The organism is Streptomyces sp. NPDC059499, assembly GCF_042749285.1.
Lineage (GTDB): Bacteria > Actinomycetota > Actinomycetes > Streptomycetales > Streptomycetaceae > Streptomyces.
In genome coordinates this window covers 169924-186791 of record NZ_JBHYTT010000005.1, presented here as the reverse complement: position 1 = coordinate 186791, position 16868 = coordinate 169924, and the positions used below count along the sequence as shown (strand labels likewise).

The window sequence follows — 16868 nt, the reverse complement described above, 5'->3', positions numbered from 1 at the left end:
GGCTTGGAGGGTGTCCGCGAGCGTGCGGAGGGCTGGGGGTGCCGGATGGGCTTGAGGGGTGCTCTCAAGCGTGCGGAGGGCGGGGTTGCCGGAGTTGGCCCGGAGGGCGCCCTCAAGCGTCGGGCGGGCTGAGGGCGGCCGGGAGTTGGCTCGCCGAGGGTGCCCTCGATCGCCGGGCGGGCCGGGGTGACCGGTGCTCGTCGAGGGGTGTGGTCGAGCGCCCGGCGGTTGAAGTGTCCGGTCCGTCGGGGGTCAGCGGGGTGGCAGTGGGGGGCGGCGCAGGACCGGGGCTGTCGCGTAGGTGGGGGGTGTGGCCGCCGGGTGGACCGCCAGGAGGTCCAGGGCCACCCTCACCGCGTCGTCCAGGACCGCGTGTCGGCCCTCGGCCCAGTCCAGGGGGGTGCGCAGGGCCTCCAGGTCCGGGCCGACGCCGTGGTTCTCGACGGACCAGCCGTACGTGTCGAACCAGGCCGCGTTCATCGGCACCGTGATCACCGTGCCGTCGCCGAGCCGGTGGCGCCCGGTCATGCCGACCACCCCGCCCCAGGTGCGCTGGCCCACCACCGGCCCCAGCTTCAGCAGCTTGAACGCGGCCGTGATCATGTCGCCGTCGGAGGAGGTCGCCTCGTCGGCCAGCGCCACCACGGGACCCCGCGGGGCGTTGGACGCGTAACTGACCGCCTGCGCGTTGCGGGTCAGGTCCCAGCCGAGGATCGTTCGGGTGAGCTTCTCGACGACCAGTTCACTGATGTGGCCGCCCGCGTTGCCGCGTACGTCGACGATCAGGGCCGGGCGGGAGACCTCCAGGCGCAGGTCGCGGTTGAACTGCGCCCAGCCCGAGCCGCCCATGTCCGGGATGTGCAGGTACCCGCACTTGCCGCCGCTCAGCTCCCGTACGACCTCACGGCGCTTGGCCACCCAGTCCTGGTAGCGCAGCGGCCTTTCGTCGACCAGCGGGACGATCGCGATGCGCCGGGACCGGCCGCCGCACTCGCCCCCGGACGGCCGGAACGTCAGCTCCACCGTGGTGCCGCCCGCCGCCGTCAGCAGCGGGTACGGGCCCGCCACCGGGTCGACGGGCCTGCCGTCGACATGGGTGAGGACCGCTCCCTCCCGGATGCCCGTACCGGCGAGCGGTGAACGGGCCTTGGAGTCCGAGGACTCGCCGGGCAGGATCCGCTGGACCGTCCAGTCGCCGTCGCGGCACACGAGGTTCGCGCCCAGCAGTCCGATCGCCCGCTGGTAGTGCGGCGGGCCCTCGTTGCGGCGGGCGGGCGAGACGTACGCGTGGGAGGTGCCCAGTTCGCCCAGGACCTCCCGCAGCAGGTCCGCGAACTCGTCGGGCGTGGCGACGCGTTCGACCAGCGGCCGGTACTGGTCGAGCACCCCGTCCCAGTCGATGCCGCACATGTCCGGTTCCCAGAAGTAGGCCCGGATGATGCGTCCGGCTTCCCCGTAGGCCTGACGCCATTCCGCCGCCGGGTCGACGTCGTGCAGGATCCGGCGCAGGTCGAGGAAGACCGTCGAGTCGCTGTCGCCGGCCTCGTTGGACGGTACGGCGCGCAGTTCGCCGTCGTCCATCACGACCAGCCGGCTCGCGTCCCCGCTGACCGCGAACCAGTCCAGGTGGTCGACGAGTTCGGTCTTGCGCGCCTTGGCGATGTTGAAGTGCTCCAGTGTGGGCCGGCCCGACATGTCCGAGGGGTTCGCGAACGTCTCGCCCAGGGCGCCGGAGATCGGCCAGCGCAGCCAGACCAGACCGCCGCCGCTGACCGGCTGCAGCCCGGAGTACTTCGACGCGGAGACCGGGAACGGCGTCACCCGGCTCTCCAGCCCCTCGAACTCCACGGTGACCGTCGTCCCCTCGACCGTGCCTTCGGGGATGTCGACCGGGTCGAGCCCGCCCGCGGCCGGCCGCCCGTCCGGGAGCAGGGCGAAGGGGGACGGGGTCGCCGAGGAGAGCGGGACCAGATAGGGGCGACAGCCCAGCGGGAAGGAGAGGTCGCCGGTGTGGACGTCGTACACCGGGTCGAATCCGCGCCAGGACAGGAACGCGAGATAGCGGCCGTCACCCGTGAAGACGGGGTTCTCGTCCTCGAAGCGGCCGTTGGTGACATCCACTATCACCGGGGCGTCGGGACCGGAGATCCTCGCCAGCTTGATCTGCCGCAGGGACCGGCCCACGCCCGGGTGGGACCAGGCCAGCCACGCTCCGTCCGGTGAGAACGCCAGATCGCGGACCGGACCGTTGACGGAACGGATGAGCTCGGTGACCACGTCCTCCGCGGGGATGTGCGGAACCGGCGGGGCGTCCTCGGCACCGTCCTCGCCCTCCGCTGCCGTCTCCGCCTCCACGGCTGTGTCCAGCAGGAGCAGACGGCCGTCGTTCGACGCGATGGCCAGCCGCTCGCCCTCCGGGTCCGAGGTGAGCTCCTGGACCCGGCCCAGCTGCCCGGAGGCCAGCCGGACCGGTTCGCGGTTGCCACTGGCCCGGGGGAGGTAGGCGATCTCGATCGCGTCGTCGCCGTCCGCGTCCGTCACGTACGCGACCTTGCCGCTGCTGCCGAGCATCTCCGGCAGCCGGACCCGCACCCCCGGGGTGTCGGTGATCGTGCGGGCGGGCCCGTCGCGGTGCGTGAGCCAGTAGAGGCTGCCGCGTACGGAAACGGCGCTCGCCCGGCCCGTCTCGTCCACGGAGAGCGAGTCGACGTTGCTGGCGGCCGGCACCTGGTACGTGCGCCTCCCCGCCCGGGGCCCGCCGAGGCGTACCTCCAGCTTCCGCGGTACGGCGTCCGGCGACTCCAGGTCGTCGACGAGCCACAGATCGCCCGCGCACTGGTAGACGACCCGGTTCCCGTCGCTGGAGGCGTGGCGGGCGTAGAACGCGTCGTGGTCCGTATGGCGGCGCAGATCGCTGCCGTCCATCAGGCAGGAGTACAGGTTGCCGACCCCTTCGTGGTCGGACAGGAACGCGATCCGGCGCCCGACGAACATCGGTGAGTCCAGATGGCCGCCGATGTCCGGCAGCAGCCGTTCGCCGTGCAGCCACAGCCGCCCGGTGGCCCCGCCCCGGTACCGCTTCCACGCGGCGGGCTCGTGCGGCGGCTTGCCGGTGAGCAGGAGGGTGCGCCGCTCGCCGCCGATGTCGGCGACCGCGATGTCGGAGACCGGCCCCCAGGGGAGCTTGCCGCCCGGGCTGCCGTCGGTCGGCACGCTGTAGGCCCACGAGAAGTACGAGAACGGCTGGTTGTGCGAGGACACGGCGAGGATCTGGGACGAGTCGCCGGGATCGGGGCTCCAGCCGCAGACCCGGGCGTCGGTCGAGCCCCAGTACGTGAGCCTGCGGGCGGGCCCGCCGTCCACGGGGGCCAGATGGATCTCCGGGTCGAGCGTGCGCCAGGTCGTGTAGGCGATACGGCTCCCGTCGGGTGAGAAGCGCGGATGACTGACCCTGGTCCGGTCGACAGTCACCCGCCACGCCCGGCCGGGCCGCTGCCCCGCCGGGACGAGGGGGGAGACCCAGAGGTCGTCCTCGGCCGCGAAGCAGAGCAAGTCCTTGTGGAGGTGCGGGAAACGGAGATACGCGACGTCGTCACTCACCCCCCAATGCTTTCCGTGCGAGGAGGCTCCGGCAACTTGTGGTGCAGGACACAAGCGAAACTGCCTCGTTTCGCTAGGGGAGGGGAGTACCTTCGAGGTGTACGAAACAGTTTCGTTCGCCTGGTTGATCATTCCGATGATCGGACACCGCCGGACGATCCAGCAGGCACAACGGACAAGGAGGTCGAGACATGGCGGGGCGACTCACGCCGGAACGCGAGAGCGAGCTGTACACCTCCGTGCTCGAGCTGCTCGGTGAGGTCGGATACGAGGCCCTCACCATGGACGCCGTTGCCGCCCGCACCCGTTCCAGCAAAGCCACCCTCTACCGCCAGTGGGGGAGCAAGGCCGAGCTGGTCGTCAAGGCGCTCCGGAACGACAAGCCGGTGCACCTTGCCGAGATCGACACGGGTTCGCTGCGCGGCGACTTCCAAGCCGTGCTGCTGCGCACCGACGACTGCCAGATGGAGAAGAACTCCGCGCTGATGCGGGGCCTGACCCATGCCGTTCATGACAACCCCGACCTGTTCCAGGCGCTGCGCGAGCTGCTGATCGAGCCGGAGATGACCGGACTCGGGGCGCTGCTCCAGCGGGCCGTGGACCGGGGCGAAGTGCGTCCGGACAATCCGGCGCTCCCCTATGTGCCGCACATGATGATCGGCGCCTTCGCCGCTCGGCAACTGGTGGACGACCGCTCCGTCGACCAGGCGTTCCTCATCGACTATGTCGAAGCCGTGGTGTTCCCCGCCCTCGGCGTCTGACGTCCCCATTCTTTTCTCTCGTCTTTTCTGAGGACCCCTCCCCGAAGCTCAACCTGACACGCCGCTCTCGTCGTCGGGCTGGTTTCTCACGCCCTTTTCCACTCAACGACCTGACCGGGAGTACCCCTCCGTGGCCACATTCCTCTACAAGCTCGGCAGGCTTGCCTTCCGGCGCCGCCGCTATGTCGCCCTCGTCTGGGTGGCACTGCTGGCGCTCGCCGGATTCGGTGCCGCCTCCGCTTCCACCGCCACCTCCAGTTCCTTCTCCATCCCCGGTACGGAGGCCCAGAAGGCCTTCGACCTGCTGGAACAGCGCTTCCCCGGGGGCAGCGCCGACGGCGCGACCGCCCGGGTCGTCTTCAAGGCACCCGGCGACCAGAAGGTGACCGACGCCGCCAACAAGGCCGAGGTCAAGGAGATCGTCGCCGAGCTGAAGTCCGGCTCGGACCAGATCGCCTCCGTCGCCGACCCGTTCGCGGCGAACGCCGTCAGCAAGGACGGCTCGACCGCGTACATCTCCGTCTCCTACGACGTCAGCTCGATGGAGCTCACCGACGGGACGCGCGAGGCGCTCGAGGAAGCGGGCGAGGCCGCGCAGAGCAGCGGAATGACCGTGGAGATCGGCGGTGACGCGCTCCAGGTGATGCCGGAGACAGGGGCCACCGAGATCATCGGTGTCGCCATCGCCGCGGTGGTCCTCGTGATCACCTTCGGTTCGCTGATCGCGGCGGGGCTCCCGCTGCTCACCGCGCTCATCGGCGTCGGTATCGGCGTATCGCTGATCACGGCTCTCGCGAACGTGTTCGACCTGGGCTCCACCACGTCCACGCTCGCGATGATGATCGGTCTCGCGGTCGGCATCGACTACGCGCTCTTCATCGTCTCCCGCTACCGCGCCGAACTGGCCGAGGGCCGGGAGCGCGAGGAAGCCGCCGGCCGGGCCGTCGGCACCGCCGGATCCGCGGTCGTCTTCGCGGGTCTGACCGTCGTCATCGCCCTGGTCGGTCTCGCCGTCGTCAACATCCCGATGCTGTCGAAGATGGGCTTCGCCGCCGCGGGCACGGTGGCGATCGCCGTCCTCATCGCGCTCACCCTCGTCCCGGCGCTGCTGGGCTTCGCGGGCAAGCGGGTCATGGGGCGCAAGGCGCGCAAGGCCGCCGAGGCGGAGAACAGGCCCGAGGCCAAGCCGAACATGGGCACCCGCTGGGCGCGCTTCGTCCTGCGCAAGCCGGTGTGGGTCCTGCTCACCGGCGTCATCGGCCTCGGAGTCATCGCCGTACCCGCGGCCTCGCTGGAGATGGGCCTGCCGGACGACGGCTCCCAGCCGACGAGCACCACGCAGCGCCAGGCCTACGACCTCCTGTCCGACGGGTTCGGTCCCGGGTTCAACGGTCCGCTGCTGGTCGTCGTCGACACGAAGGGCAGTTCGGACGGCAAGACCGCGGTCGACCAGGTCTCCCAGGAGATCGAGGGCATCGGCCATGTCGCGGCCGTCACCCCGGCCACCTTCAACAAGGCCGGCGACGCCGCGACCATCACCGTCATCCCGAAGGACCGTCCGAGCTCCACCGAGACGGAGCAGGTCGTCCACGCGATCCGTGACGCGGGTGCGGACATCAAGAGCGACACCGGCGCCGAGGTGCTGGTCACCGGTGCCACGGCGATGAACATCGACTTCTCGCAGAAGATGAACGACGCGCTGCTGCCCTACCTGGCGCTCGTCGTCGGCCTGGCCTTCCTGCTCCTGATGGTGGTCTTCCGCTCGCTGCTGGTGCCGCTGAAGGCGGCCCTCGGCTTCCTGCTCTCGGTCGTGGCGGCCCTGGGCGCGGTCGTCGCGGTCTTCCAGTGGGGCTGGCTCGGCTCGCTCTTCGGGGTCGAGCAGACCGGACCGATCATGAGCATGATGCCGATCTTCATGGTCGGTGTGGTCTTCGGCCTCGCGATGGACTACGAGGTCTTCCTGGTCACCCGGATGCGTGAGGCGTACGTCCACGGGGAGACGCCCGGCCAGGCGATCGTCACCGGCTTCAAGCACGGGGCCCGGGTGGTCACCGCCGCCGCGGTGATCATGATGGCGGTCTTCGCGGGCTTCATCGGCTCCCACGAGTCGATGATCAAGATGATCGGCTTCTCGCTGGCCATCGCCGTCTTCTTCGACGCCTTCGTGGTCCGCATGGCCATCGTGCCGGCGGTGCTCGCCCTGCTCGGCCGGCGTGCCTGGTGGCTGCCGCGCTGGCTGGACCGCGCACTGCCGAACGTGGACGTGGAGGGCGAGGGTCTGCGCAAGGACCTGGCCGGCGGCCCGGCGGACGGCGAGGAGCGCGAACTGGCCCGCGTCTGATCCGCGGTCCGAGCCGCACGTACCCCGGGGTCCGCGTCTGAGCGGAGCGCGGCCCCGGTGCACCGGTTACCTGTGGGGACGGGGGACCGGGGCGACAGAAAGCCCCCGTGCACGCGGCACGGGGGCTTTCGTCATGCAGCGCCGCCCGGTCCGGCAGCCGCCCGGTGTCAGGCGCGGGTGACGGAGGCGGCCGGGGCAGGGGCCGGAGCGGCGGGGGCGGCGGGAGCGGGAGCGGGGGCGGGGGCGGGGGCCCGGCGCTCGATGGCCTCGTGCGTACGGTGCAGGAAGCGGATCAGCGGCGCGACATCGAACTGGAACACCGCGACGCCGTCGGGGGAGTGCAGTTCCAGGACCAGCTGGGCGCGGCCGCACGGCCAGACCCGTATGTCGCCGCGTGTGACGGGGGCGCGGAGTCCGCTCTCCAGGAGGTCGCGGCCGAACGTCCAGTCGACGCCGCCGGGGAGCCGGACGTGGACGGTCTGCGGGGCGTCGGCATCGCAGGTGAGTTCCACGGGGACCGGCCGTGGGTCGGGTCCGTCGGTGATGAGCCGGGCTCTGGCATGTTCTTGGATCACGAGGGACATGGGCCGGCTCCTCCTGTGTATGCATCTCTCCTCTCCAATGTGCCATATGTCCCATATTGGGCACCTTGGGAGGCGTGAGCAGTTGTGTTGCGTACGCTCTTGCGAACCGTTTGCAACAGGGCACTATCATTGAGCGGTTCCCGACCCCGCCCGCGAAAACGCCCGAAAGCGGAGCCACTCCATGCATGTACCCGACGGATTCATCAATGCACCCGTCTCCGCCGTCGCCGGCGTCGTCGCCGCAGGCGCGGTCGCCGTCAGCCTCCGGGGCGCCCGACGAGAACTGGGCGGCGCCTCCCTCTCGGACGGAACCGGGGGCGGTGGCGAGCGCACCGCCCCGCTGGCCGGACTGGTCGCCGCCTTCATCTTCGCCGTGCAGATGCTGAACTTCCCGGTCGCCGCCGGCACCAGCGGCCACCTCCTGGGCGGGGCGCTGGCCGCGATCCTCGTCGGGCCGTACACCGGGGTGCTCTGCATAGCGGTCGTCCTGCTGATGCAGGGAATCCTCTTCGCCGACGGCGGTCTCACCGCGCTCGGCGTGAACATCACGGTGATGGGCGTCGTCACCACGGTCGTCGCCTACGGCCTCTTCCGCGGGCTGACCCACGTGCTGCCCCGCGGGCGCCGCTCGACGACCGTCGCGTCCTTCGTGGCCGCTCTGGTCTCCGTACCGGCCGCTGCCGCCGCCTTCACCCTGATCTACGCGATCGGCGGGACCACCGACGTCCCCCTCGGCAAGGTCCTGACCGCGATGGTCGGCGTCCACGTCCTGATCGGCATCGGCGAGGCCGCGATCACCGCGCTGACCGTCGGCGCCGTCATCGCGGTGCGCCCGGACCTCGTGTACGGCGCCCGCGGACTCGCGGCCCCGCTCAAGCTGCGCGTCGGCGGCGAGCTCATCGACGCCCCGGCCGCGGCTCCCGCCCCCGTCGCCGTCGCGGCCCGCTCCACCCGCAAGGTCTGGGCCACCGGCCTGGCCGCCGCCCTCGTCCTCGCGGGCTTCGTCTCCTTCTACGCCTCCGCGAACCCGGACGGCCTGGAGAAGGTCGCCGCCGACAAGGGAATCGACGAGAAGGTCCAGGAGCACGACGCGGCCGGCTCCCCCCTGGCCGACTACGGCGTCAAGGACATCGGCGACGCCCGGATGTCCGGCGGTCTCGCCGGAGTGATCGGTGTCGGTTCCACCGTCGCCGTCGGCACCGGAGTCTTCTGGGCGGTACGCCGGCGCCGTACCACCGAAGCGCCGGCCACCCCCGTCACCGGGGCCGTCTGACATGGGCGCCGGCCACGCGCACAAGCTCTACCGGCACGGGCACTCACCGGTCCACGGCCTCCCCCCGCACTGCAAGCTCGCCGCCGTCCTGTGCTTCGTCGTGGTCGTCGTCTCCACCCCGCGCGAGGCCGTGTGGGCCTTCGCCCTGTACGCGGTCCTGCTCGGCGTCGTCGCCGGCCTGGCCCGGATCTCCGCCGGGTTCCTGCTGAAGCGGCTGGCCATCGAGGTGCCGTTCGTGGCGTTCGCGCTGCTGATGCCGTTCGTGGTGCCGGGCGAGCAGACCGAGCTCCTCGGCGTCTCCGTCAGCGTTCCCGGCCTCTGGGGCGCCTGGAACGTCCTCGCCAAGGGCACCCTCGGTGTGGCCGCCTCGGTGATCCTGGCCTCCACCACCGAGCTGCGCTCCCTGCTGCTCGGACTCCAGCGCCTCAGGCTGCCGCCGATGCTCGTCCAGATCGCCTCCTTCATGATCCGGTACGGCGACGTGATCACCGACGAGCTGCGGCGGATGTCGATCGCCCGCCGCTCCCGCGGATTCGAGGCGAGCGGCATACGGCACTGGGGTGTCCTGGCCAAGACGGCCGGAGCCCTGTTCATCCGGTCCTACGAGCGCGGCGAACGGGTCCACCTCGCGATGGTCAGCCGCGGCTACACCGGCACCATGCCCGTCATCGACGAGGTGACCGCCTCCCGAACCCAGTGGGCGTACGCCTCGGCACTCCCCCTGACCGCCCTCGCCGTGTGTCTGCTGGGATGGACCGTATGAGCCCGAACACCGCCGCCCCGTCCCTCGAGGTCACCGGCCTCGCCTACGCCTACCCCGACGGTCACCAGGCCCTCTTCGGCGTCGACCTGACCGTGGCCCGCGGCGAACGGGTCGCCCTCCTCGGCCCCAACGGGGCCGGCAAGACCACCCTCGTCCTGCACCTCAACGGCATCCTCGACGCGGGCGCCGGAAGCGTCCGGGTCGCCGGGCTGCCCGTGGGCAAGCGCCACCTCGCCGAGATCCGCCGCCGGGTCGGCATCGTCTTCCAGGACCCCGACGACCAGCTCTTCATGCCGACCGTCCGCGAGGACGTGGCCTTCGGGCCCGCCGCCGCCGGACTGCGCGGTCCCGAGTTGGAGGAGCGGGTCACGGCCGCGCTCAAGCAGGTCGGCATGGAGGAGTTCGCGACACGTCCCCCGCACCACCTCTCCTTCGGCCAGCGCCGCCGGGTCGCCGTCGCCACCGTCCTCGCGATGCAGCCCGAGATCCTCGTCCTGGACGAGCCCTCCTCCAACCTCGACCCGGCCTCCCGCCGCGAACTCGCGGACATCCTGCGCTCCCTGGACGTCACGGTGCTGATGGTCACCCACGACCTGCCGTACGCCCTCGAACTCTGCCCGCGGGCCGTCATCCTCAGCGACGGAGTGATCGCCGCCGACAACCGCACCCAGGACCTCCTCTGCGACGAGGAACTGATGCGCAGCCACCGGCTGGAGCTGCCCTTCGGCTTCGACCCGCGTTCCGTGTCCGTTCCGCATACGTGAACATGGGGTGACCCGCCAGCCGTCCGACCTGCGGCGGGATGCACCATGGGGGCATGAGCGGGAGCGCGGGAGCAGGCGTGGATGTACGGGGCACGGTGACGCCCGGGTTCGAGGCGGTACGGGATGCTTTCGTCCGTAACTTCGAACAGCGCGGGGAACGGGGAGCGGCCGTGGCCGTCTACCGTCACGGGCGCAAGGTCGTGGATCTGTGGGCCGGTACGAGAGATGTCGACGGGACCGAACCGTGGGCGGTCGACACCGTCCAGGTCGTCCGCTCGGCCGGGAAGGGCATCGCCGCGGCCGTGCCGCTGCTGCTGCACCAGCGGGGCCAGGTGGACCTGGACGCCCCGGTCGGCACGTACTGGCCCGAGTTCAAGGCGAACGGCAAGGAACGCGTCCTCGTACGCCATCTCCTCGCCCACCGCGCAGGACTCGCCGCACTCGACGGGACGCTGACCCCCGAGGAGGCCGCCGACGGGACCTCCGGCCCCCGGGCCGTCGCCGCCCAGCGGCCCCTGTGGGAGCCCGGCACCGACCACGGGTACCACGCCCAGACCTACAGCTGGCTCATCGGCGAACTGGTCCGCAGGACCACCGGACGCACCATCGGCCGCTGGATCGCCGAGGAGATCGCCCGCCCGCTCGGCCTGGACTTCTGGTTCGGCCTCCCGGCGGACGAGGCGCACCGGGTCGGGCGGATCGGCCCCGTGGAGCCGCCCGTGACCGAGCACAACGGGGGCGCCCTGCGCATGCGCCCCAAGCGGTCCGTGGTCGAGGCCTACCGCGACCCTGCCTCGCTCACCCGCCGTGCCTTCGGAGCCATCGACCCCTTCCCCGACGAGAACGACCCCGCCTACCGTGCGGCCGAACTGCCCGCGTCCAACGGTGTCGCCACCGCGCGCGGACTCGCCCGCTGCTACGCCGCGATGATCGGTGAAGTGGACGGCCACCGGCTGTTCGCCCCGGCCACGCTCACCCTCGCCCGCACCGAGGAGTCCGAGGGCCCGGACCGGGTCCTGGTCGTCAACACCCGTTTCGGCCTCGGGTACATGCTGCACGGCACAGCAGCCCCGTTCCTGGCCCCCGGCTCCTTCGGACACCCCGGCCGCGGTGGTTCGCTGGGCTTCGCCGACCCGGAATCGGGCATCGCGCTCGGCTACGTGACGAACGGCCTGCAGAAGGGAGTCACCGCCGACCCCCGTGCCCAGGCCCTGGTCAGGGCAGTACGTTCCGCTCTATGACTTCCACTCCCGCCGCTCCTTCCCCGGCCGCTCCCTGCACCGCACGCTTCGACGGACACGCCGCACTCCTCACGGGCGCAGGCCGGGGCATCGGCGCGGCCACGGCCCACCGGCTGGCGGCCGAGGGCGCGGCCGTACTCGTCACCGACCTCGACGGCGGCCGGGCCGCGCACACCGTGAAGGAGATACGGGAACGGGGCGGCACGGCCGAGTCCCTGGCCTGCGACGTGGGCGACCGGGCCGCCGTCGAGGCGGCGGTCGCCCACGCGGTCGCGGCCTTCGGCCGGCTCGACGTCCTGGTCAACAACGCCTACGCCAACCATGAGGACGCCCCCCTCTTCGAGGACGAGGCGGACGAATCCTGGGACCACACCCTCGACATCACGCTGACCGGCCCCTACCGCTGCTCCCGCGCCGCGCTGCCGCACCTGGTGGCCTCCGGGCGGGGCGCGATCGTCAACATCGGCTCGGTCAACGGGGAACAGGACTTCGGCGGCCACGCCTACAGCGCCGCCAAGGCGGGCCTGGCGAGTCTGACCCGCACCCTCGCCGGCCATGCGGGCCCGCGCGGGGTGCGCGTCAACCTCATCGCCCCCGGCACGATCCGTACGGAGGCCTGGGCGGGCCGCGACGCCGAACTGGAGCGGGCGAGCGCCCTCTACCCGCTCGGCCGGCTCGGTGCCCCGGACGACATCGCGTCCGCCGTCGCCTTCCTCGCCTCCCGCGACGCGTCCTGGATCACGGGGACGACGCTGCGGGTGGACGGCGGACTGCTCGGGGTCAACACGGGCTTCCGCAACGCGTTGTCGCAGGGCGGGAAAACCCGGTAGCCGGTGCGGTGTACGCCGGCCTACCCTCCCTCGATGATTGACCACGGATTCTCGGACCGGACCGGCCGGCGCGTCACCCTGCGCGAGGTGGACAGCGACAACTGGCGTGCGGTCGCCGATGTCGCCCCCCTGGACAGCCAGCGCGACCACGTCCCCGCGCTGGCGGCCCGGTACCTCCTGCTGTCGATGCGCGAGGACACCTGGAACTCACTGGCCGTCCACGCCGGCGACCTGGCGCTCGGGCACGTGATGTGGGCCCGGGACGACGACGGCTCGTACTGGATCGGCGGCATGCTGATCGACGGCCCCGAGCAGGGCAGGGGCATCGGGCGCGCGGTCATGCGCACGCTCACGGCCTGGCTCGCGGAGCAGGACGGCTGCGAGGTCGTCCGGCTCTCGTACGCCCCCGGCAACACCGCCGCCGCCACGCTCTACACCTCGCTCGGTTTCCGGCCGACGGACGATGTCGAGGACGACGAGGTGGTCGTCGAACTACCCGCACGGGACGCGGTTGTCGGACCCGTGTGACAGAGTGACCGGCCCTGGAGGAAGCGGTGCCGAGGACACGGGGTGACGTCGATGGGTGACTTCTTCGAGCGGATCGTCGATCTGGAGGCGACCGGCGAGGAGGCCGGGCCGCTCGCCGCGCGGATGGTCGACTGGATGGTCGGCCAGGGGCTGATCACCCGTGAGCTGTCCGGCGACGCGATGTACAGCCTGAACGTGGACCTGGGCCATGTCCCCGGACCCGACTGGGCGCGGGCCGTGGCCGACGCGTCCGACCCGACGTGGATCCCCGCCCCGGTGGCGGTCGTCGTGGGCCGGGACTACCACGTCGGCGGACAGGGCGAGGACACCGCGGAGTCCGCGACCTGCCCACGGTGCGGGACGAGGACCGTGGTCATCGACTACCCGGAGGAGTTCGAACCGGACGACGAGGTCTGGCAGCCGTTCCGGGACGGCATCGAGGCATGGAAGGAGACCGGGGAGGGCACGGCCCCCTGCTCCGCCTGCGGAGTCTCCTCGCCGGTCACCGAGTGGGACTTCGGGTCCGGATTCGACCTCGGCGCGCTCGCGTTCGACTTCTGGGGGTGGCCGCCGCTCAGCGTGCGCTTCCTCGCGGAGTTCCGTAGGGAGCTGGGCCACCGCACGGAGGAGCAGTCGGGGAAGTTCTGAGAGGCCCCGGCCCGCTGCCGCGGTACCGCCCGGCTCAACTCGTGTGCAGCATCAGTCCGATGCCCACGACCATCAGCCCGGCGGCCGCGATCCGCGGGGCCCCGAAGCGCTCCTTGAAGAACAGCGTCCCTATCGCGGCTCCCACGATGATCGAGGACTCCCGCAGCGCGGCGATCGGGGCAAGGGGGGCCTTCGTCTGAGCCCACAGGACGAGTGCGTACGCGGCGAACGACAGACTCGCGCCCACCAGACCGCGCGCCATGAACGGGGAGAGCTGGGCGGCCAGTTCACCGCGCCGGCGCCCGTACGTGTACGCAGGGATCGCCACACCCTGCACGATCATCAGCCAGGCGATGTAGCCGAGCGGCGTTCCCGAGGCGCGCACCCCGACCCCGTCGACCGTCGTGTACCCGGCGATCGCCAGACCCGTCGCGAGGGCCGCCAGGATCGCGGGCCCGTGCGGCCGCGTGCCGGAACCGCGGATTCCCCACAGGGCCAGCCCGACGAGCCCCGCGGAGGCCACCGCGACGCCCGCGGTCGCCCAGGCGTCCGGGCGCTCGCCGAGGAGGAGGGCGGCCAGGACCGTCACGACCAGGGGGGCCGTGCCCCGGGCGATCGGATACATCTGGCCGAAGTCGCCCAGCGTGAACGACCGCATCAGCAGCACCATGTACGCCACGTGCAGGCCCGCGGAGAGGAACAGGTACGGCCAGGCACCGGCTGCCGGGAACGGTACGAAGCAGGCCAGGAGGGCCCCGATCACAGCCCCGCCGCCGGAGATCAGGGTGAAGGACAGGAGCTGGTCGCGTATCGCGTGGGCGATCGCGTTCCAGCTGGCGTGGGTGATCGCGGCGGCCAGGACGGCCGCCGCCACCAGCGGGGTCACGCGGTCCGCTCGCGCACGTCCACCAGCGTGCCGCCCGCGAACTCGATCACGCTCTTCGGGTCGAGCGGGAAGACGGTGTGCGGGGTGCCCGCCGCGGCCCACACCACCGCGTGGTCGAGCAGGCCGCGGTCGGCCAGTACCCGGGTCCTCGTCACGTGGCCGAAGGGCGGTACGCCGCCGATCGCGTACCCCGTGGTCTCCCGGACCAGGTCGGCCCCGGCCCGCTTGACCTTTCCGGCGCCCAGCTCGCTCCGTACGCGCTCGACGTCCACCCGGGACGAGCCGTCCATCAGGACGAGGACCGGGGCGCCGTCCGCCTCGAAGATCAGCGACTTGACGATCTGGCTGAGTTCGCAGCCGATCGCCGCGGCGGCCTCGACCGCCGTGCGGGTGGCGTCGGGGAAGCGGCGTACCTCCACGTCGAGACCCAGCTCACGCAGGGCCTCGGCGAACCGGGGGTGGGCGTCGGACGAGGTGGCGGTGGGGGTCATGTCGGATGTGCTCATGCCCGGCACGCTACTGAACGGCCCGGCTCCCGCACCAGGCAGTTCCGGTCCGTCCCCGCCGCGGCGGGGACGGCACCACGTCCGCGGCCCCGGTCAGGAACCGGCCCGCAGGACCGCTGCCACCACCGGGCCGGCCGCGTCGCCTCCGTGACCACCGGACTGGACGACCGCGGCGGCCGCCAGGTCGTTGCTGAAGCCGGTGAACCAACTGTTGGACGTGCCCTGTCCGTCGACCTCGGCGGAGCCCGTCTTGGCTCCCTTGTCGCCGCCGACCGAGGACATGGCGTTCTTGCCGGTGCCCCAGGAGGCGGTGGCCCGCATCAAGTCGTTCAGCTGGCGGGTGACGTTCTGCGACAGCGAGCGGGAGGCCGCGGCGAGCTGACGGTCGTCCAGGTCGCGCGGCACGATGACGGGCTGGCGGAACGTTCCGGTACGGGCGGTGGCGGTGATGGACGCCATGTTGAGCGCGTTCATCTGGACGGTGCCCTGGCCGATGTACTGCTCGGCAGCCGCACCGCCGGTCTCCTCGGGGACGCTTCCGTCGACGGACGTGATGCCGGTCTTCCAGTCGAGGCCGATCCCGAAGACGTCCCGGGCCTCCTTGGCGAGTGCGGCGTCGTCCTTGGTGTCGTCGATCAGTTTGATGAAGGCCGTGTTGCACGAACGGGCGAAGCTGGTGGTGAACGTGTCGGTGGGCGGGAGCTCGAAGTACTTGAGGTTGTGGAACGTCCGGCTCTGCCAGGTCGCCTCCTTCGGGCACTCGACCGGGCTGTTCGCCGAGACGAGCCCCTTCTCGATCAGCATCGCGGCCGTCACGATCTTCATCGTGGAACCGGGTGCCTGCTTGCCCTGCATCGCCGCGTTGAAGCCGGTCGCCGGGTTGTTGGCCACCGCGCGGATCGACCCGGTGGACGGCTTCACGGCGACCACCGACGCCCCGCTGAACTGCTTGACCGCCTTCTCCGCGGCCGCCTGGGCGCCCGCGTCGAGTGTCGTCTGTAGCCTGCCGGGCTTCCCCTTGGCGAGGGTCAGCAGCGTCGTGTCGGGGAGCTGCGCGTCCGCGGGCTCGATCCAGGTCTCGATGCCCGGAGAACCGCCGGTGCTGTCGCCGTACTTCTCGCGCAGGCTGTCCAGGATCGGCCCGAGCGACGGGTACTTCTCCTTGTCGAGCACCTTGCCGTCGTGGTCCAGGGCTTCGATCGCGGCCGTCGAGGACTCGCCGGTCTTCAGCGAGGCCCCCTCGGTCAGCTGGGGGTGGATCACCGTGGGCTGCCAGTCGACGAGGGCCTTGCCCGTGGTCAGCCCGCGTACGACGGTCAGCTCGGAGGCGTACGACCAGGGCTTGGTCTTCCCCTCGTACGACACCGTGGCCTTCACCGTGTACGGGACCTTCGTGCCGACGGCCGGGCCCGGGGTGATCACCGCCTTGGTGACGTGGGCCTCTTCGCCGTAGCCGGTCAGCAGTGGCTCGGCGATGTCCTTGTTGTTGGTGAGCAGGGCGGCAGCCGTCCCGTCGCCGGACGCCCATGCCTTGAGGAACCCCTTCGCGGTCTCCTCGATCTCGGACTTGCTGGGCGGTCCCGTCCTCACTTCGGAGGACGCGGACGCGGACTCCGTACCCCCGTCCTCACCGCCGCCCAGCACCACGCTGTACACGCCGTAGCCGAGTCCTCCGGCCACCAGCACGAACACCCCGCCCACAACGGCGACTTTCGCTCCACTGCGCATCTGTGCAGTCCCCCTCCCCAGGAGTCCCCCTTGAACGTGTTCAAGGGGGGATGTCCTCGGCACTGTACGGGACAGGTGTGACGGCTGAGGAGGTTGTTATCGGACCGCGACGGTCTGGGGCGAGAGCGCTCTCCCGCGCCGTCGTACCCAACCGTCCAGCTGCATGCGTTCCCGCCAGGAGTTTCCCCGGGAGCGAGGTCCCCGCGGAGAGAGGCCGGAAACAGACGTACGTCTCGCGGTTCGCGGGCTCACGTTCCTGAGGAGGATGTGGTGCTGCCGGCGGGCGGCGAAGCGGATGGTGTGCGGTGTCGGCGGAACCGGGTAACGTCTTTGGCATGTTCTTCCAGACGCCGATTTACGAGTGAGAGCGTGATGGGCCTCTGCTGACGTCCTTCGACGTCGCCGCCCGTCCCCC

General features: G+C 71.3%; 14 protein-coding genes. 9 read left to right on the top strand and 5 right to left on the bottom strand.

The window, feature by feature from the left end:
• Positions 1–252: 252 nt before the first annotated feature.
• On the bottom strand, positions 253–3600 hold the full coding sequence (locus ACFW9O_RS14945; protein WP_384609227.1) for a S41 family peptidase: 3348 nt from the start codon (positions 3598–3600) through the stop codon (positions 253–255).
• Between the two features lie 191 nt (positions 3601–3791).
• Here ACFW9O_RS14945 and ACFW9O_RS14940 point away from each other — a divergent pair, with 191 nt between their 5' ends.
• Positions 3792–4361 (top strand): TetR/AcrR family transcriptional regulator, encoded by a 570-nt coding sequence (locus tag ACFW9O_RS14940; RefSeq protein WP_351168906.1) that lies wholly within the window; start codon positions 3792–3794, stop codon positions 4359–4361.
• Between the two features lie 130 nt (positions 4362–4491).
• Complete coding sequence (locus ACFW9O_RS14935; protein WP_384609224.1) at positions 4492–6702, top strand: MMPL family transporter; 2211 nt, start codon at positions 4492–4494, stop codon at positions 6700–6702.
• Positions 6703–6869: 167 nt separating this feature from the next.
• Here the strand turns inward: ACFW9O_RS14935 and ACFW9O_RS14930 are convergent, their stop codons facing one another.
• Positions 6870–7286: an SsgA family sporulation/cell division regulator gene (locus ACFW9O_RS14930; RefSeq protein ID WP_384609221.1), complete on the bottom strand. Its 417-nt coding sequence runs from the start codon at positions 7284–7286 to the stop codon at positions 6870–6872.
• A gap of 181 nt (positions 7287–7467) precedes the next feature.
• Here ACFW9O_RS14930 and ACFW9O_RS14925 point away from each other — a divergent pair, with 181 nt between their 5' ends.
• From ACFW9O_RS14925 to ACFW9O_RS14895, 7 genes are all read left to right on the top strand, one after another.
• Complete coding sequence (locus tag ACFW9O_RS14925) at positions 7468–8559, top strand: energy-coupling factor ABC transporter permease (RefSeq protein ID WP_384609218.1); 1092 nt, start codon at positions 7468–7470, stop codon at positions 8557–8559.
• A 1-nt stretch (position 8560) separates the two neighbouring features.
• Positions 8561–9322: a cobalt ECF transporter T component CbiQ gene (gene cbiQ / locus ACFW9O_RS14920; RefSeq protein WP_384609215.1), complete on the top strand. Its 762-nt coding sequence runs from the start codon at positions 8561–8563 to the stop codon at positions 9320–9322.
• Positions 9319–10086, top strand: a complete 768-nt coding sequence (locus ACFW9O_RS14915; protein WP_384609212.1) for an energy-coupling factor ABC transporter ATP-binding protein — start codon at positions 9319–9321, stop codon at positions 10084–10086. Before cbiQ ends, ACFW9O_RS14915 begins: the two co-directional genes overlap by 4 nt.
• A gap of 77 nt (positions 10087–10163) precedes the next feature.
• On the top strand, positions 10164–11327 hold the full coding sequence (locus ACFW9O_RS14910; protein WP_384609638.1) for a serine hydrolase domain-containing protein: 1164 nt from the start codon (positions 10164–10166) through the stop codon (positions 11325–11327).
• Entirely contained in the window at positions 11324–12157 is an 834-nt protein-coding gene (locus tag ACFW9O_RS14905; protein WP_384609209.1) for an SDR family NAD(P)-dependent oxidoreductase, read from the top strand. The genes ACFW9O_RS14910 and ACFW9O_RS14905 overlap by 4 nt, the downstream gene beginning before the upstream one ends.
• Positions 12158–12190: 33 nt before the next feature.
• A complete protein-coding gene (locus ACFW9O_RS14900; RefSeq protein ID WP_384609206.1) occupies positions 12191–12685 on the top strand; it encodes a GNAT family N-acetyltransferase in 495 nt (164 codons plus the stop codon).
• A gap of 51 nt (positions 12686–12736) precedes the next feature.
• Complete coding sequence (locus ACFW9O_RS14895) at positions 12737–13333, top strand: hypothetical protein (RefSeq protein WP_384609635.1); 597 nt, start codon at positions 12737–12739, stop codon at positions 13331–13333.
• Positions 13334–13367: 34 nt separating this feature from the next.
• Here ACFW9O_RS14895 and ACFW9O_RS14890 read toward each other — a convergent pair whose 3' ends face one another.
• From ACFW9O_RS14890 to ACFW9O_RS14880, 3 genes are all read right to left on the bottom strand, one after another.
• Positions 13368–14219, bottom strand: a complete 852-nt coding sequence (locus ACFW9O_RS14890) for an EamA family transporter (protein WP_384609203.1) — start codon at positions 14217–14219, stop codon at positions 13368–13370.
• Positions 14216–14725: a YbaK/EbsC family protein gene (locus ACFW9O_RS14885; RefSeq protein ID WP_351168888.1), complete on the bottom strand. Its 510-nt coding sequence runs from the start codon at positions 14723–14725 to the stop codon at positions 14216–14218. The genes ACFW9O_RS14890 and ACFW9O_RS14885 overlap by 4 nt, the downstream gene beginning before the upstream one ends.
• 93 nt (positions 14726–14818) lie before the next feature.
• On the bottom strand, positions 14819–16453 hold the full coding sequence (locus ACFW9O_RS14880; RefSeq protein ID WP_384609200.1) for a penicillin-binding transpeptidase domain-containing protein: 1635 nt from the start codon (positions 16451–16453) through the stop codon (positions 14819–14821).
• Positions 16454–16868: the final 415 nt, after the last annotated feature.

What these genes read in the sequence shown, in the direction of transcription:
- ACFW9O_RS14940 (WP_351168906.1), top strand. Translation starts at nt 3,792, where the DNA reads ATGGCGGGGCGACTCACGCCGGAACGCGAGAGCGAGCTGTACACCTCC.
- ACFW9O_RS14930 (WP_384609221.1), bottom strand. Translation starts at nt 7,286, where the DNA reads ATGTCCCTCGTGATCCAAGAACATGCCAGAGCCCGGCTCATCACCGAC.
- ACFW9O_RS14925 (WP_384609218.1), top strand. Translation starts at nt 7,468, where the DNA reads ATGCATGTACCCGACGGATTCATCAATGCACCCGTCTCCGCCGTCGCC.
- cbiQ (WP_384609215.1), top strand. Translation starts at nt 8,561, where the DNA reads ATGGGCGCCGGCCACGCGCACAAGCTCTACCGGCACGGGCACTCACCG.
- ACFW9O_RS14915 (WP_384609212.1), top strand. Translation starts at nt 9,319, where the DNA reads ATGAGCCCGAACACCGCCGCCCCGTCCCTCGAGGTCACCGGCCTCGCC.
- ACFW9O_RS14905 (WP_384609209.1), top strand. Translation starts at nt 11,324, where the DNA reads ATGACTTCCACTCCCGCCGCTCCTTCCCCGGCCGCTCCCTGCACCGCA.
- ACFW9O_RS14900 (WP_384609206.1), top strand. Translation starts at nt 12,191, where the DNA reads ATGATTGACCACGGATTCTCGGACCGGACCGGCCGGCGCGTCACCCTG.
- ACFW9O_RS14895 (WP_384609635.1), top strand. Translation starts at nt 12,737, where the DNA reads ATGGGTGACTTCTTCGAGCGGATCGTCGATCTGGAGGCGACCGGCGAG.
- ACFW9O_RS14885 (WP_351168888.1), bottom strand. Translation starts at nt 14,725, where the DNA reads ATGAGCACATCCGACATGACCCCCACCGCCACCTCGTCCGACGCCCAC.
- ACFW9O_RS14880 (WP_384609200.1), bottom strand. Translation starts at nt 16,453, where the DNA reads ATGCGCAGTGGAGCGAAAGTCGCCGTTGTGGGCGGGGTGTTCGTGCTG.